A 16269-nucleotide genomic window follows, 5' to 3' on the forward strand; every position below is an offset into this window, starting at 1 on the left:
TGGTATTGCTACCACCGTTCGACTTGCATGTATTAGGCCTGCCGCTAGCGTTCATCCTGAGCCAAGATCAAACTCTCCATTGTAAAATGTTTCTACACCCATCCGAAGATGGGCTGATGTCGAGTGCTGACCTTGCTCACGTATTGACATTATGGTCAAATTCGTTTCGCTTGGTTTGTTTCACTATGCTTCTTCCGAAGAAGAACCAAGTGGAACACTTACTATTTTGTCTGTTTCCGTCATTCAAAGAACGTGTGATGTTTCCATTTGAAACATCAGTGTGGATTGTTTTTCAATCCCTTACCGTGATACTTGCGGCGCTTTGTTCGTTTTGGGAGTGCAAAGGTAGCAAATTTTTCTTATTTTCAAACTTTAGAGCGAAAAATTTTTTAAATCTTTTTTGTTTCGCTTTTCAAGATTGAGCGCTTCCGGTTGAAGCGGGTTGCAAAGGTACGGTGGCTTTTTTCAGCTTTGCAAGGGATTCGAGAAATAAATTCTGGAAGCTTGCGAGTGGCGCGATGGATAGACAAGCTAGTCATTGCGGGAGTTCCGTAACCTTTCAAATTTTGCCAAGAACTTGCGTTTTGGCGTGCCCTGTGGTCCGTTTGACGTTTCGGGACTGCAAAGGTAGGAGGAGATTTTGGGGCGGCAAGCGGCTTTATACGAAATAGGTGAAGCAGGGTTGTAAGTAGCTGATTGATGCGACGAAAAATTTGACTGGGATGACGGGTATACAACGAAATGAAGGTGAATACAACTGGGCATGGCAGAAGCTGATGGTTCTGGATGGCACTGATTGCAACTTGTGGATGGATTGTTTTTGCTTTGAAAACGTCCTGCTGCTGGCATTAAAGTAATCGGAAGCGGTAATAATTCTTTCCTATCAAGAATTGAGAAAGCCCCGCGAATGCCCTCCTATTTGTTATGGGAGGACATTCGCGGGGCTTTATTCTTGAGTTGGGCGCCCTGGACTACCTGTATAAGTGGGCTAGCGGTGCAGAGTGCTGACGCGGTCGGGGCCGACGCTGACGATGCGGATGGGGACTTGCAGTTCCTTTTCGAGGAATTCAAGGTAGGCGACGAGGTTGGGGGGGAGTTGGGCGGCGTCGGTGATAGTGGTGAGGTCGGAGTTCCAGCCGGGGAGGGTGATGTACTCGGGGGTGACGGTGGTGAGCTCGCCGGGGTCGGGCAGTTGGGGGGTGCTTTCGCCGGTGGCGGTGCGGTAGTGGGTGCAGGCCTGAATTTCGGTGAAGCCGTCGAGGACGTCGGCTTTCATGAGATGAAGCTCGGTGACGCCGTTGAGCATGATGGCGTAGCGGAGGGCGGGCAGGTCTATCCAGCCGGTGCGGCGGGGGCGGCCTGTGGTGGAGCCGAACTCACGGCCGGCCTGGCGAATTTGCTCGCCTACTTCGTCGTGGAGCTCGGTGGGAAATGGGCCGCTGCCGACGCGGGTGCAGTAGGCTTTGGTGATGCCGTAGACTTTGTTGATGTGGCGGGGGGCGATGCCGAGGCCGGTGCAGGCGCCGGCGGCGATGGTACTGGAGGAGGTGACGTAGGGGTAGGAACCGAAGTCAATATCTAATAAGGAACCCTGGGCGCCTTCGGCGAGGATGCGCTTGCCTTGAGTGAGAAGGTCGTTGAGGAGATATTCGGTGTTGGTAAGCTGAAGGGTACGGAGGAATTCGACGGCGGAGAAGAAGTCGGCTTCGAGGGCGTCAATTTCGAGCTGCTTGTTGTGATGAGCAGCGATGGCGGCGTGCTGGGCGACGGCTTCCTGGTAGCGCTGCTCGAAATCGGGGAGCAGGATGTGGCCGACGCGGAGGCCTACACGACCGATTTTATCGGAATACGTGGGGCCGATGCCTTTGAGGGTGCTGCCGATTTTGGTGTTGCCACGGGCTTCTTCGCTGATGCGGTCGAGGGCGCGGTGCGAAGGGAGGATAAGCTGAGCTTTCTTGGAGATGTAGAGGTTTTTGGACCAGTCTACTCCCCTATCGGTGAGTTTTTGGAGCTCCTGGCGGAACACGACGGGGTCGAGGACGACACCGTTGCCGACGATGTTGAGGATGTGGGGGTGGAAAATGCCGCTCGGGACCTGGTGCAGGACGTGCTTGATGCCGTCGAAGGTGAGGGTGTGACCGGCGTTGGGGCCGCCCTGGAAGCGGGCGACGGCTTCGTAGGTGGGCGCTAATACGTCTACGATTTTGCCTTTGCCTTCATCGCCCCACTGGAGGCCTACTAATACGTCTACTGGCATGTGCTTGTGTGAAAACCTCACCCCCGGCCCCTCTTGAAAAGAGAATAGAGCCTGACGGTGAATAATTAAATTTTGATTTGTTGTTGGCTAGGACAAAAAAACGGCCGCCTAAATGGCGGCCGGGATTAGCTGTTGGCGGGCGGTGGCTTCGTCGGGCGAAACGGTGAAGATGTTGCTTAGCTTCGTGATGGCCAGCATCTTTTTGGGGTGGTCGGCGGGGTTGATAAGGACCATCTCGCCGCCACGGCTGCGGAATTTGGTGAGGAGCGAGACGAGGACGCCGATGCCGGTGCTGTTGATGTAGCGGATTTCGGAGAGGTCGACGGCGCACTGGTTGAGGTCTTCGCCGAGGTGCGTATTGACGGATTGGAGGAGTTGGTCGGTGTCGGGGCTGCCGATGAGGTCGCCGTTGAGGCGCACAAACAGGATGCCGTTGTCGACGGTGCTGGTGGTGGTCATGCGTTGGGGTTTCGGGCGGCGGCCTGGGCGCGACAGTCGCCGCAGATGCCGTACAGATTTAAAGAATGGTGCAAGATATAGAAGTTCAGCAGGTCGCCGACCATGGTCTGGATGCCGTGGATGCGGGGGTCGCAGAATTCCACCACTTTATGGCATTCGGTGCAGATGACGTGGTCGTGCTGGCGGTAGCCGTAGCTCTTCTCGTACTGGGCGAGGTTGCGGCCGAACTGGTGCTTGCTGACGAGACCTTGCTCGACCAGCAAATCGAGGGTATTATAGACGGTGGCGCGGCTTACTTGCAAGCCGCGCTCCTTCATGCCGGCGTAAAGCTCATCGACGTCGAAATGGCCGGAGCGGGCGTAGATTTCTTCGAGGATGGCGTAGCGCTCACCGGTTTTGCGGAGGCCTTTGTTTTCGAGGTGGGCGGTGAAGAGCTTGCGGACTTCATCAAGCTTATCGGTGTTCAGCGTGGCCTCGGAGGCGGGGCTGGGCGTGTGCTTGGCCGCGTAGCCGGTTTCGGATGAGCCGCCCGTGCCCTGGCCGGACGCGTCGGCGGCGTTGGCAGGGACTGTTTGGGATTTACTCACTGTATATATATGGTGTAAGTCGGCAGGACAAAAGTACGTTCTAACTAAGTCACCTCCCCCGCCTCTCTCTCCTGTGAAGAGGGGGGCCGAGTAGGCGCGGTTGCCAGCGCCTATTGTTCAAAATAGAGGTGGTAATGATTGGCGCAGCCGGGGTTGAAGGCGGCTTGGCAGTACGGGCAGGTATTATCGCAGCTTAAGTAGCGAGCGATGCTTAAGGTTTGGTGGCAGCTGCCGCAATAGATGGCTTCGGTTTGGAATTCGCTTTTGGGCCAAACTTTGGCTTGGTGACTGACGGCTTCATTGTGACACTGAATGCAGGCGTAGAACTCGCCGCAGCACTTGTGCTGGATGGCAATGAGGTCGCGCTCGGAGTGGTAGTGGGCGCATTGGGTGCGCTCGTTCACGTTGGTGCCGTGGATGGTGATGGATTTGGTGGCTTTCACTTTTATGAATCGAACCGTTCGACCTGGAGCACGCCCTCGACTTTTTTGAGGCGCTGGATAAGCTTGGTAAGGTGGTCGGTGTCGTTGACAAAAACCATAATCTGGCCCTCGAAGAAACCATCATCGGCGGTGATGGTGATGGAGCGCATGTTAACCTTGAGGCTGGTGCTGATGATGCGCGTGACATCGTTGACGAGGCCCACGCGGTCGGAACCTTTGAGGCGCACGCCGGCCAGGAAGGCCAGTTCGAGCTGGTCGGTCCATTTAGCGCGCACGATGCGGTTGCCGTAATTCGACATGAGGTCGACGGCGCGGGGGCAACTGGTGCGGTGGATGATGAGGCCTTGGTCGGTTTCGAAGCCGAACACGTCGTCGCCGGGAATGGGGTTGCAGCAGCGGGCAATGCTGTAGTTGAACTTATCCGTGTGCTCGCCTACAACCAGCATATCGGGGCGCACACCGCGAATTTTCTGAACTTCGTTCTCGAAAGTTTTAGGTTCGAGCACGGCCGGCAGCGGCTTTTCGGACGTGAAGAGCGACTCGCGGATGGCGCGGCCGTCAATCTGCCCCACGGCCAGGCGGTAGTAGAATTCCTGGGCGCTGGGTGCGTTGAAATAAGCCAGCAGTCGGTTGAAGTTGTCCTGCGTAAAGGGCACGCCGATGAGTTCCAACCGCTTTTCGAGCAGGAAGCGGCCGTCTTCGGCCTTGGCGCGTTTGTCGTCGCGCAGGAAATCCTTGATTTTGGAGCGGGCCTTGGTCGTGATGACGTAGTTGAGCCATTCCGGCGTGGGACGCTGCTTGTGCGAGGTCAGGATTTCGACTTGGTCGCCGTTGTGAAGCTGGTAGCTCAGCGGCTCCAGCTTCTGGTTCACCTTAGCGCCGAGGCAATGAATGCCAATTTGCGAGTGGATATCAAACGCAAAATCCAACGCCGTGGCCTTGTCGGGCAGAATGACCAGCTTGCCTTTGGGCGTAAAGGCGTAAACCTCCTTCACGAAGAGGTTTTGGCGGAATTCGTCCATGAATTCCAGGGCGCTGGAATTATTGGATTCCAGCATCTCGCGCACTTTGTTTACCCAGCCTTCGAGCGAGCTTTCAGGTTGAATGCTGCCAGTGTCCTTGTACTTCCAGTGCGCGGCATAGCCTTTCTCGGCGATGTCGTCCATACGGCGCGAGCGGATTTGCACCTCCACCCACTGGCCGGCGCGCGACATCACGGTGGTGTGCAGGCTTTCGTAGCCGTTGGCTTTGGGCGTGCTCACCCAGTCGCGCAGTCGGTCGGGGTTGGGCTGGTAGAAGTCCGTCACAATGCTATACACCTGCCAGCAAGCCGCTTTCTCCTGCTCCGGCGGCACGTCCAGAATCACCCGGATAGCAAACAAATCATACACTTCCTCGAAAGTGATGTTTTGTTTTTTCATCTTCTTGAGGATAGAATAGATGCTTTTCGGCCGCCCCTTGATTTCGTAGTCGAAACCCTGCGCTTTCAATTCCTCATCAATCGGCTGCACAAACTCCTTGATGAAGCGGTTACGCGCTGCCTGGCTCTGCCGCACCTTGGCTTTCAGCTCGTTGTACGTCTCGGTATCGGTGAATTTGAGGTACAAATCCTCCAGCTCGCTTTTTATAGTATAGAGGCCGAGGCGGTGGGCCAGCGGCGCATACAGATACAGCGTTTCCGAAGCAATTTTCAGTTGCTTGTGGCGCGGCATCGAATCCAACGTCCGCATGTTGTGCAGGCGGTCGGCGATTTTGATGAGAATCACGCGCACGTCCTCGCTCAGCGTGAGCAGCATTTTGCGGAAGTTCTCGGCCTGCTCGCTGGTACCGTACTCGAATACGCCCGAAATTTTAGTCAGCCCATCAATAATGCGGGCCACCTTGGTGCCGAACTCCCGTTCGATGTCCGAAATTTCGGTAGGCGTGTCCTCCACCACGTCGTGCAGCAGGGCAGCCACGATGCTCGTGGTACCCAACCCGATTTCCTCCACCGCAATCTGCGCCACGGCCAGCGGGTGCAGAATGTAGGGCTCGCCCGACTTGCGCCGCATCTCCTTGTGCGCCTCTAAGCTCTGATTAAAAGCCTTTTTAATCAGCTTGGGGTCGCCATCTTTCAGGTACGGCTTGGCGGTGCGCAGCAGGCGGCGGTAGTGGCGCAGGATTTCCTGACGCTCGGCTTCGGGAGAGATTACGGGAGGCATAATGGGTAAAGTAACAACGCCGGGGCGGAAAAGGTGGCCCCGCCACCCCTTCGATACGAGTTATACATAGACTTTGCACACAATGGTTTTCCCGAGTACCTTTGCGGGCCCGTAGCAAACGGCTGCGGCACCCCATATGCGGATATGGCGAAATTGGTAGACGTGCCAGACTTAGGATCTGGTGCCGCAAGGCGTGTGGGTTCGAGTCCCTCTATCCGCACTTTTATTTGATGCAGGCCTTCAGTCGTATAGGCTGGGGGCTTTTTTTTCAACCTTTCAATCTGGCCGGCAGCAGCTGGCTCCCTGTTTTGAACATTACTCTCGACAAGAACGACGAGCAGCTGACCGGGCTGCTGACCGTGAACCTGACCGAAGCCGATTACGCGCCTACCGTCGACAAGCAGATTAAGGAATACACCAAGCGCGCCCAGGTGAAGGGCTTCCGCCCCGGCATGGTGCCCGTGGGCATGGTGCGCAAGATGTACGGCAAAGGCATTCTGGGCGAGGAAATCAACAAAATGCTGGGCAAAGCCGTTGACTCCTATATTAAGGAGAACAATATTAAGCTGCTGGGTGAGCCCCTGCCCGTGCCGAGCAACGTCGATTTCGATACCGACAAAGACTTCGCTTTCCAGTTTGAGCTGGGCCTGCTGCCCGACTTCGAACTGCCCGCCGACCTGGCCGTGGAGCGCCACCAGGTAAGCCTCGACGACGAGACGCTGGCCCAGACCAACGAGCAAATCGCCCGTCAGTACGGCGAGACGACCAACCCCGAGGTTTCGGAGGCTGGCGATTACCTCTTCGGCAAGCTGAAGAAGGCTGGCGAAGAAGGCGAAGGCCGTACCATTCTGCTGCCCATCAGCAAGGTGACCGGCGACCAGGCCCAGTTCATCGGCAAGAAGGCGGGTGACGTGGTGACGTTCGACCTGCAAGCGGCTTTCAGCAACGACGCGGCTTCGATTTCGAACTTCACCGGCCTGAGCAAAGCCGAAGCCGCTGAAGCAACCGGCGACTACGAGCTGAGCGTGGAGAAAGTGAACCGCACGGCTGCCCCGGAGATGAACCAGGAGCTGTTCGACAAAGTGTTTGGCCCCGAGGCTGTGTCTTCGCAGGAAGAGTTCGATGCCAAAGTGCGCGAAACCATCCAGCAGAACTACGACCGCGAGAGCGACGGTGCGATGAACAACAGCATCGTGGAGCAGTTGGTGGAAAAAACCAGCATCAAAGTACCCACGGAGTTCTTCAAGAAGTGGCTGGTGCGTGCCAACGAAGGCAAACTGACGCCCGAGAAAGTAGAGGAGCACTACTCCGACTACGAGAAGGAGCTGAAGTGGAGCATGATTCGCAACAAGGTGGTGGAAGAAGCCGGCCTGAAAGTGAGCAACGACGAGATTGTGAACCGCACGCTCGACAAAATCATGGGCCAGTTCAACATGCCGAACATGCCCGACGAGATGCGCGAATCGATGCGCAACTACGCCAACGAATACCTCAAGCAGGAGAACGGCAAGAACTACGTGAACGAGTACGAGGCCATTCTGGCAGAGAAAGTGCTCGAAAACCTGCGCGGCAAAGTTGTTGTTACGGACAAGCCCGTAACGGCCGAAGAATTCCGGACCCTGCACAGCTAAACCCTGCGCAACCCGATTTTTGGAAAAGCCCTTACGGAAACGTAGGGGCTTTTTTGTTGGGTTTCCAGCAACATTCGCTTTCTTCGTCCGTCTTACTAACCTCACCCGTGCGAGCGCAGGCCCGCACCCCATTTTTCTCCAATGAATCCATTACTGAATAGACAAGAATTTCGCAAGTTTGCCGTGAAAGGCCAGGGACTGAGCGGCCTGGGCGTTGACCAGTACCTGAACCACATGGAAGGCCAGGTGCGCAATGGCATGATGCTGCCCACCAACATGACCCGCTCGGTTATCGAAGAACGTCCGCAGAACTTCCGTGAAATCGATGTGTTTTCGCGCCTGATTATGGACCGCATCGTGTTTCTGGGAACGGCCGTGGACGATTACATCGCCAACATTCTGACGGCCCAAATGCTGTTCCTGGAATCGGCTGATGCCAAGAAAGACATCCTGCTTTACATCAACTCGCCCGGTGGCTCGGTGTATGCCGGCCTCGGCATTTATGATACCATGCAGTACGTGAACCCCGACGTGGCCACGATTTGCACGGGTCTGGCCGCCTCGATGGGCGCGGTGCTGCTCGCGGGCGGCGCTGCCAACAAGCGTTCGGCCCTCCCCCACGCCCGGGTGATGATTCACCAGCCTTCGGGTGGGGCGCAGGGTCAGTCGTCGGACATCGAGATTACGGCGCGTGAAATCCTAAAACTGAAGAAGGAGTTGTATGACATTCTGGCGCAGCACACCGGCAAAACTTACCAGGAAATCCACGACAACTCGGACCGCGACTACTGGATGCGTGCCGACGAGGCCAAAGAGTACGGCCTGATTGACGAGGTGCTCGAGAAAAAGAAAGCCTAATCACGGATTCAGTCGGATTTGACTGAACCCACGGATTTTATAGTCGATTCTGTTTAAAAAAGCCCCTGCTGATTTGGCAGGGGCTTTTTTTATTGATTGGATTTGAGGAAAAGTCTAGGCGCTAATAACGGCCAGCCGGAGCCGGACGGGAACTGCGTAATGGCCCGTCGGGCGCGATGGCTGGGGTGGAGTAGCGGTAAAAACCCAGCCTGTACCCCAGGCCGGTGTGATGGTGGAAGCCAAAAAGACTAATTGCAGATGTTGGGCATGTGATTCCATGGGTAAGGATTGGAAGCGTGACTTGCGCCGGGAGTCGCGTTGCTTGGTTGTCCTAGGGCGAGTATTTGGAAAACGCAGCACGAAGGCAAGTCACAAGGTGTCGGATAAGACAGGAGGCAAAAGCTTGTTTTCAATGGGTAAGGGCAGGGCAACTTGTGGTAGTGGGGAAGCATATACGACTCGTTCAGGCGTGGCCCTCGCGCATGAGGCCCCAATTCATGGGTGCTTCGGCGTCGTGGCCAGCAGAGCACTGGCCGGTGGTATGGAAACCCAACCGCTGAAAAAACAGCAGGACTTCGGACCGTTGGGCATCGAGGTAGCATGGGGCATGGGTGGCTTGCATGGCGGCTAGAGTGGCCTGCATCAGGCGGCGGCCCAGACCGTGCCCCCGGGCCGAGGGGCGCACAGCCAACGCCAGCAGGTAGTAGTGGCTGGCAGCCGTCAGGCTCTGGCGACGCAGCCACGCCGAGGCCACCAGAAAGTGCCGCAGCCGCTGAAACCCGGCCCAATCGAGCCGCCACAGGGCGGCGGGCAGCAGGCCCGTGCGCAACAGCCGCCGTAGTGTGACGGCCGGATGGCTGGGGCCCAGCCACACGGCAATGGCGCTGGCATCGGCATTGGTGTACACGCGGCCATAGCGCAGGCCGAAGTGCAGCATCTGCTCCAGCAGCCATATTTTCTGGCTTCGGGCTTCGGGGCCGGTGCAGCAGTATTTTAGTACGGGGTGGTCGGCGCAGGCAGATTCGAGCAGGGCGGTGGCCCACACCATATCGGCAGGCTCAAGGCGACGGGCGGGCAGGGTTGTGGCGGGGTGCATAGGCGCATCGGCGAAGCAATTGGTTAGATGATGGCAGGCATGAATTTTCCCAGGGATATTTCCCGCTCAGTTATTCCCGGCTTGTGATAAGGTGTAGCCGCAGGCCCAGCCAAGCAGTTCGCACACGAGTGGGCGCCTTGTCTAATGAGTAGTGTTTTTCCATGTCGGAAGGTTTATCACCAGCCTGAGTTGACTGGCTATACCAAAGCACGGTTTTCCTTCCCCAGATGCGTTTCGCCAATGTTGCAAATGCATTCGCTAACGTTCCGCCGCATGCGTAAACGTTACAAAAACTCATTATTTTATAAAATCAACTCAAAATTATTCTGTAACCACAAAAGGCATTACCCTTACACCCACTATTCATACATCAATAATTTATTGAATTTTACTAATAAAAATTTCCGTTTAAATTTCCTTCTACCCTACTTTAACGCCTTGCCGGGCCACCGCGCTGGGCGGAAAGCCAAACTGCCGCGAGAAGGCAGTAGAAAAAGCAGCGGGGCTACTAAAGCCCACCTGGTAGGCCACTTCGGCCACTGTGCTGACCTGCGCCTGCAAAAGCGCCAGCGCCCTGTTTAGCCTAGTTGTGCGGAGGCTCTCGCCCGGCGACTGCCCGGTAAGGGCTTTCAGCTTGCGGTGAATCTGGGTGCGGCTCATGCCAATGTCGGCCCCCAGCTCGTCGACCCCAAAAGACTCATCGGCCAAGTGGCGCAGCATTGATTCGCTTACGCGCCGCAGGAAATCCTGGTCGAGGGAAAGCTGACCGGCGACGGCGGCGGTGTGGACTGCCGCCTGTGCCGGCTCCAAGCTGGCGAGCGGTGCGGGGGCGGGTGCCGCTGGGGGCACGGGGGCAAAGTGGGCTTGCACCTGCCGACGCAACGCCAGCAGATTGCGTACCTGCGCCCGCAGCTCACGAGGGTTGAAAGGCTTGGCCAGGAAACTATCGGCCCCGGTTTCGAGGCCTTCGAGCTTGGCAGCGGGGCCGGATTTGGCCGTGAGTAGCACCACCGGAATGTGACTGGTGGCAACGTCGGCCTTCAGTTGCGCGCACACTTGATAGCCGTCCAGGCCGGGCATCATCACATCGCTCACCACGAGGTCGGGCACTTCGGCGCGGGCCAGCGCCAGGCCGGCATCGCCGGTAGCGGCCAGCAGGAGTCGGTAACCGGCCGGGGCCAGCGTGGCACGGATGAATTCGCGCACCTCGTCGTTGTCTTCGATGATGAGGACTAGGTCGGGCTCGGCGATGGCCTGTGCTAACTCACTGAAGTCTTGCCTGTCGGAACCGGGCAAGAATACCGGTTCCGGATGAGTGGCGCTAATTCTCGTTGTTCCAGCAATTGAATCCAGTTCCTCGCTGGTCGATGCAGCGGGCAGACCGTGCGGCAGCTGCACCGTGAAGGTAGAACCGCCCCCCGGTTGGCTTGCCACGGCCACGGTGCCACCGTGCAGCACGGTAAGTTCGCGCACCAGTGCCAGGCCAATGCCAGTGCCGGTAGGACGAGCCTCCCTCCCATTATTACGGGCTTGAAAGAAACGGTCGAACAAGTGCGGCACATCTTCGGCGGCGATGCCGGGACCAGTATCCTGCACAGCAATACTGACGCTGCCAGCGGGAGCGGCGGCCGTGGCCGGCTCCTCGGCTACGGTCACGGTTACGCGCCCACCAGCCAGGGTAAAACGCAAGGCATTAGCTATCAGATTTGTAAGGATTTCTTCCAGCTTAGATGCGTCAAACACCAATGGTACCGGCTGCGCGGGCACCTGACAGGTCAGGTCAATTTGTCGGCTTTCGGCCAGCACAGCGAAGGACGAAACCACCTGCTGTGCGGCCAGCGCCACATCGCCCGGGCTGAGCACCAAGTGCAAGGCCCCGGCTTCGAGCTTGCTCAAATCAAGCAGTTGATTGATGAGCGTGAGCAGCTTGCGGGCATTGCGCAGCACCAGGCCGCCTTGGCGGCGCACGGCTGGGTCAGGGGGTTCGTTGGCCAGCACTTCGGCCGGCCCAAGAATGAGCGTGAGCGGGGTGCGAAACTCGTGGCTGACGTTGGTGAAGAAGTCGGTTTTCACGCGGTCCAGCTCCTGGAGGTGCTGCAGGGCTTGGCGTTCCAGCTGGCGGTCGGCGCGCTCCCGCTCCCGGTTGCGGGTGTAGGCCCGCACCCCATAGATTATGCAGGCAAAACCCACTGCATACAGCGCGTAGGCCCACCAAGTGCGCCACCACGGCGGTTGAATACTGAAGGCAAACACCGCTGGCGCGGTGCTCCACAACCCGTCTTCGTTGGCCGCCCGCACCTCAAACTGGTAGTCGCCGGGCGGTAGGTTGGTGTAGGTAGCCGAGCGCGCTGCCGATGGCCCGTTCCACCGCTGCTCAAACCCCGCCAGCCGGTATTCGTAGCGCACGCGGCTGGGTGTGGTGAGGCTGGTAGCGCCGTAGTCGAAGGTGAGGTAGTTGAGGCGGTGCGGCAGGCGAGCATTGGGCAGCAGCACCGTGTCGTGCATAAACAGGCGCAGGCCGTTGAGTTGCGGGCGCGGCGGCACGCGGTTGGGGTGGGCACCGGCGGGCGTGTAGCGCATCAGGCCGAACACAGTGCCAGCCCATAGTACGCCGTTGGGCTCGGCCAGCACAGCGTTGATGCCGGTTTCCTGACCAATGAAGCCTTCTTCGTGGCCGAAAAAATCCTGGCGGCCAGTGGCGGGTATGTAGCGCAGTAAGCCCCGGGTAGTGCCCAACCAGACGGCTCCGCTGGCGTCGCACTGCACAAAGTAGGGGTTGTTGACGTGCGCACCGGGCATATCCTGCAATGGCACCCGGCGCAGGCCCGCGGCGGGGCGCGCCGGGTCATAGCAAAACATGCCTTCACCGAAACTACTGAGCCACAGCCGCCCCTGGCCATCTTCGCTCATTGAAAAAATACTGAGCGGCTCGGCCCCCGTCGGCCGGGGGGCCACGGCGCGGAACCGCAGACCGGGCAGCGCACCGGGGCTGGCCGGTTCGGTTTCCTGCGCTTCGAGCAAGCCGGAATTTTCGGTACCCAGCCAGATGGTGCCGGTGTGGCTGCGCAAGAGCTTCATCACGCGCCGGGCGCCGCATAGGGTCGGCCCCACGTATTGCTGGTAGTGTGCCGTGGCGGGGTCGTACACTATCAGGCCCTGGGTTTCGGTGGCCAGCCAGATGCGGCCGTGCTGGTCCTCGGCCAAGCTGGCTACAGTGGCGTCGCTCAACTCCGGAATTTGGGCATTCAGCGAATGCCAGCGAGCTTGTCGGGGGTTCCAGATGGCGGTACCGCCTTTGGTGGCACCGGCCCACACGTCGCCATTGGCCCGCTCCAGCACGGCCCGAATGATGTTGTAGGTATCGGGCTCGCGCTGGGGCAACACCTGGCAGCGCGTGGTCGGAAACGGCCCGGGATGCAGCAGCGCCAAGCCATTATTGGTTCCTACCCAATAGTTGCCCCCAGTACCCCGAGCCTTAGCCAAGGCGTACACTTTGGCACCGGGCAGCCCATCGGCAGGGCCGAACATGGCAAAGCGGGCATCGGGCGGGTACTGGGTGAGGCCATTGGCGGAAGTGGCCCAGAGGTTGCCTTCGCGGTCGCGTAGCAGGTCGCCCCGGCGGTAGCTGTGGCTCACCAGGCCAGTGCCGGGTAGGCAGCGGGCCAGCGGAGCCGTGGCCTGCTCCAAATAGCTCAGGCCCTTGCCTGTGAGTACCCAGACGCGACCGGTCCGTCCCGGCTCGGCTACGGTTCGCAGCACTTTATCAGAGCATAAGCCTTGGGCGATGGAATATTGGCGCACACTACCACCAGCGGCAGGCGAGTCGAGAACAAATAAGCCGTCGCGCTCCGTGCCCACCCACAGGCGGCCATCGGGCGCGACGTTGAGGCATAGCACCGGGCCAGTGGCCAGGGCAGCTGGCAGCGGCTCTCGTAGCGCCCGTGGTTGACCGGTGGACTCGTCTATCAGCCGCAGACCCTGGTCGGTGGCCACCCACAGGGCACCGGCCGGCCCCTGGGCCAGGGCATTGATGGCGGGGGGCTGCTTACCCGGGCCAACAGGCAGCGGCACCCGTTGCATCGACGGAGACGCGGGCCAGGCCGGCCGGCCTGGCACCCGAGGCCAGCGCAGGCAGTAGAGGTCGCCCCCGCCGGTGCCCACCCATATCCGGCGCCGGGCAGCAGTATCGCGGGCCAGAATGGCACGCACATCGGTGGGGTAGCCCAGGACGCGGGGCGTTACCCGCTGCACGCGCTCGGTGGTGGGGTTAAAGTAGCAGAGGGAGCCGTCGCGCAGGCCCATCCACAGGCCAGCGACAGGGCCAGGGTCGGCGGACAGGGCCGTTACCCGGGTATTGGGCATGCCCGACTGGGTAGTGAGTGAACGAAAGGCGTGGCCATCGTACCAGGCCGCTCCGACTTCCGATACCAGCCATAACCGGCCCAGGCCATCCTGCGCCAGGGCGCTCACACTGGTTTCGGGCAGCCCCTCTGCCAGGCTGAAGCTGCGCGACGGCAGACTCTGACTTACAGCGGTTAAGCTAAACGGCACAACCAGACAGCCCAATACCAACCACCTCACCAATCCCCGAAAACGCGCGTAATTAATCCCCATATCAGCACCGTCTAATCCAGGAATTCAAATATGGAAGATTGCCAAATATAGAGACGAACTACGAAATTGACTAACAGTGACCGGCAGCAATGAACAAGCGCGTAGCGGGCCTGCCCGAAGCAACTATTAGCCCACGTACCGAGTCGTTTAATCACCGCATCGAAGCCCGCTCGGTAGCGGCCCGTTCGCCCCGAAGGCAGATTAAAGCAGTATTTTTGCTGCTAGCAGCGTTCGATTGGAGAGAGTTGGGCAACGGCTGAGCGGCGGGCCCATGCGAAGGCAATGGCACCATTTTTCTAGCCGCCGACGTTGGGCATTGTCGTATCTTTGAGCCCGCTTGTTCTAAAACTTGCCCTCCACCTTCCTCTATACCTCCCTCCGTGGCCGAAATATCCTGTTCCTTTTGCAATAAGAGCAAGCGCGAAGTCGCCGTCATGATTTCGGGCATCAATGCCCATATCTGCGAAAAATGCGTGGGCCAGGCCCAGCACATCCTCGACGAAGAAGCCAAAGCGCAGGACGCCAGCAAGCAGCCCAAGTTCAACCTCATCAAGCCCAAGGCCATCAAGGAACACCTCGACCAGTACGTGGTGGGCCAGGACGAGGCCAAGCGCGTGATGGCCGTGGCCGTATACAACCACTACAAGCGCCTGATGCAGAAGCCCCAGGACGACGAGGTGCAGATTGAGAAGTCGAACATCATCATGGTGGGCGAAACCGGTACTGGCAAGACCTTCCTGGCCCGCATGCTGGCCAAAATCCTGCAAGTGCCCTTCTGCATTGCCGATGCCACGGTGCTAACGGAGGCCGGCTACGTGGGCGAAGACGTGGAGAGCATCCTCACCCGCCTGCTGCAAGCGGCTGATTACAACCTCGAAGCAGCCGAGCGCGGCATCGTGTACATCGACGAAATCGACAAAATTGCCCGCAAGAGCGACAACCCCAGCATCACGCGCGACGTGAGCGGCGAGGGCGTGCAGCAGGCCCTGCTGAAGCTGCTCGAAGGTACCAACATCAACGTGCCACCGCAGGGCGGGCGTAAGCACCCCGAACAAAAGATGATTTCGGTGAACACCGAGAACATCCTCTTCATCTGCGGCGGCGCCTTCTCGGGCCTCGACCGCATCATCAAGAGCCGCTTGAATACCAAGCCGATGGGCTTCGCCAAGACGAACCTCGATGAGCAGGTGGACACCAAAAACTTCCTGCGCTATGTGTCGGCCCAGGACATCAAGAGCTTCGGCTTGATTCCGGAGCTAATTGGCCGCCTGCCGGTCCTCACCCACCTCAACCCGCTGGACCGCAGCACCCTGCGCATGATTCTGACCGAGCCCAAGAATTCGCTCGTGCGCCAGTATAAGCGCCTGTTCGGCATGGAGAACATCGAGCTCAGTTTCACCGAGGACGCGCTGGAATACATCGTGGAGAAGGCCGACGAGTACCGCCTCGGCGCGCGCGGCCTGCGCTCCATCTGCGAGAGCATCATGACCGATGCCATGTTCGAAATGCCTTCGGAGGAAGGCTCCGATGCCTTGCAAATCAACCTGAGCTACTGCCGTAGCAAGTTTGAGAAATCGCCGCTGCGGCACATGCGGGCGGCGTAAAGATTTTTGATAGTGAATAGTTAGTAATGGGAAGTTCGGTTTGCGCCGGGCTTCCCATTTTTGTTGCTTCACTTGTTACATTGGCAATATGGGTTTCTTTTCATTTCTATTTAGCCAGCCCGTATTAATCGGCGACGCTGTGTTTGGCCGACTTCAGCAGGAAAATCTGGACAAACGCACAGGCAATGCGTGTTTTGTCACCGAAGAACTGATTTTCGGGCCAACTGGCAAAGCCATTGGATGCTACATCAATGCCACGGAAGATGGCCCGACTCCGGAACAACAGGCTTTTTATCGGCACATTGAGCGATGTTACGCAGAGTTGATTCCGAAGCTTATTCCCATTATTGAAGACGAGTTTCGAAATTGGCGACCGGACTTTCGCCTTAATGACTTTGCCACTGAATTCTGGCTCACGAGCATTTCAATTCCAGTAATAGATGGACTGTTACAACCTGTTATGTAGGATTGGTCCTTCGAAACCATTCATGATGCCAACCATATGCTGACGTTCTACAT

At 58.3% G+C, this 16269-nt stretch carries 11 protein-coding genes, 1 tRNA gene and 1 rRNA gene; 5 read left to right on the forward strand and 8 right to left on the reverse strand.

The window, feature by feature from the left end; genetic code table 11:
- The 6 genes from ACYU7Q_RS07045 to ACYU7Q_RS07070 all read right to left on the reverse strand — a co-directional run.
- Positions 1 to 83: ribosomal RNA gene (locus tag ACYU7Q_RS07045) — 16S ribosomal RNA — on the reverse strand; the annotation flags it as partial.
- Positions 84 to 988: 905 nt separating this feature from the next.
- Positions 989 to 2257, reverse strand: coding sequence for an adenylosuccinate synthase (locus ACYU7Q_RS07050; RefSeq protein WP_460608739.1), 1269 nt, complete (start codon positions 2255 to 2257; stop codon positions 989 to 991).
- Positions 2258 to 2365: 108 nt separating this feature from the next.
- Positions 2366 to 2716 carry an STAS domain-containing protein gene (locus ACYU7Q_RS07055; protein WP_460608740.1) on the reverse strand — a complete coding sequence of 117 codons (351 nt, stop codon included), beginning with the start codon at positions 2714 to 2716 and terminating at the stop codon, positions 2366 to 2368.
- Entirely contained in the window at positions 2713 to 3183 is a 471-nt protein-coding gene (locus tag ACYU7Q_RS07060; RefSeq protein ID WP_460609879.1) for a Fur family transcriptional regulator, read from the reverse strand. Before ACYU7Q_RS07060 ends, ACYU7Q_RS07055 begins: the two co-directional genes overlap by 4 nt.
- 230 nt (positions 3184 to 3413) lie before the next feature.
- The gene (locus tag ACYU7Q_RS07065; protein ID WP_460608741.1) at positions 3414 to 3746 is read right to left on the reverse strand and encodes a CHY zinc finger protein; all 333 of its coding nucleotides are present in this window, start codon (positions 3744 to 3746) and stop codon (positions 3414 to 3416) included.
- Between the two features lie 2 nt (positions 3747 to 3748).
- The gene (locus ACYU7Q_RS07070) at positions 3749 to 5947 is read right to left on the reverse strand and encodes a RelA/SpoT family protein (RefSeq protein ID WP_460608742.1); all 2199 of its coding nucleotides are present in this window, start codon (positions 5945 to 5947) and stop codon (positions 3749 to 3751) included.
- A gap of 138 nt (positions 5948 to 6085) precedes the next feature.
- Here ACYU7Q_RS07070 and ACYU7Q_RS07075 point away from each other — a divergent pair.
- The 3 genes from ACYU7Q_RS07075 to ACYU7Q_RS07085 all read left to right on the forward strand — a co-directional run bounded on the left by ACYU7Q_RS07075 (position 6086) and on the right by ACYU7Q_RS07085 (position 8436).
- A tRNA-Leu gene (locus tag ACYU7Q_RS07075) sits at positions 6086 to 6167 on the forward strand.
- A gap of 88 nt (positions 6168 to 6255) precedes the next feature.
- Positions 6256 to 7578 (forward strand): trigger factor, encoded by a 1323-nt coding sequence (tig, locus tag ACYU7Q_RS07080; RefSeq protein WP_460608743.1) that lies wholly within the window; start codon positions 6256 to 6258, stop codon positions 7576 to 7578.
- Between the two features lie 141 nt (positions 7579 to 7719).
- A complete protein-coding gene (locus ACYU7Q_RS07085) occupies positions 7720 to 8436 on the forward strand; it encodes a ClpP family protease (protein ID WP_277881541.1) in 717 nt (238 codons plus the stop codon).
- A gap of 463 nt (positions 8437 to 8899) precedes the next feature.
- On the opposite strand, the gene ACYU7Q_RS07090 is transcribed toward ACYU7Q_RS07085, so the two are convergent.
- A complete protein-coding gene (locus ACYU7Q_RS07090) occupies positions 8900 to 9532 on the reverse strand; it encodes a GNAT family N-acetyltransferase (RefSeq protein ID WP_460608744.1) in 633 nt (210 codons plus the stop codon).
- A 420-nt stretch (positions 9533 to 9952) separates the two neighbouring features.
- Positions 9953 to 14083, reverse strand: coding sequence for an ATP-binding protein (locus ACYU7Q_RS07095; protein ID WP_460608745.1), 4131 nt, complete (start codon positions 14081 to 14083; stop codon positions 9953 to 9955).
- Between the two features lie 443 nt (positions 14084 to 14526).
- Between ACYU7Q_RS07095 and clpX the strand changes: the two genes are divergently transcribed.
- Both clpX and ACYU7Q_RS07105 read left to right on the forward strand, forming a co-directional pair.
- Positions 14527 to 15750: an ATP-dependent Clp protease ATP-binding subunit ClpX gene (gene clpX, locus ACYU7Q_RS07100; RefSeq protein ID WP_460608746.1), complete on the forward strand. Its 1224-nt coding sequence runs from the start codon at positions 14527 to 14529 to the stop codon at positions 15748 to 15750.
- A gap of 88 nt (positions 15751 to 15838) precedes the next feature.
- Positions 15839 to 16216, forward strand: a complete 378-nt coding sequence (locus ACYU7Q_RS07105) for a hypothetical protein (protein WP_460608747.1) — start codon at positions 15839 to 15841, stop codon at positions 16214 to 16216.
- Positions 16217 to 16269 lie beyond the last annotated feature (53 nt).

It is taken from the genome of Hymenobacter terrigena, from assembly GCF_054776515.1.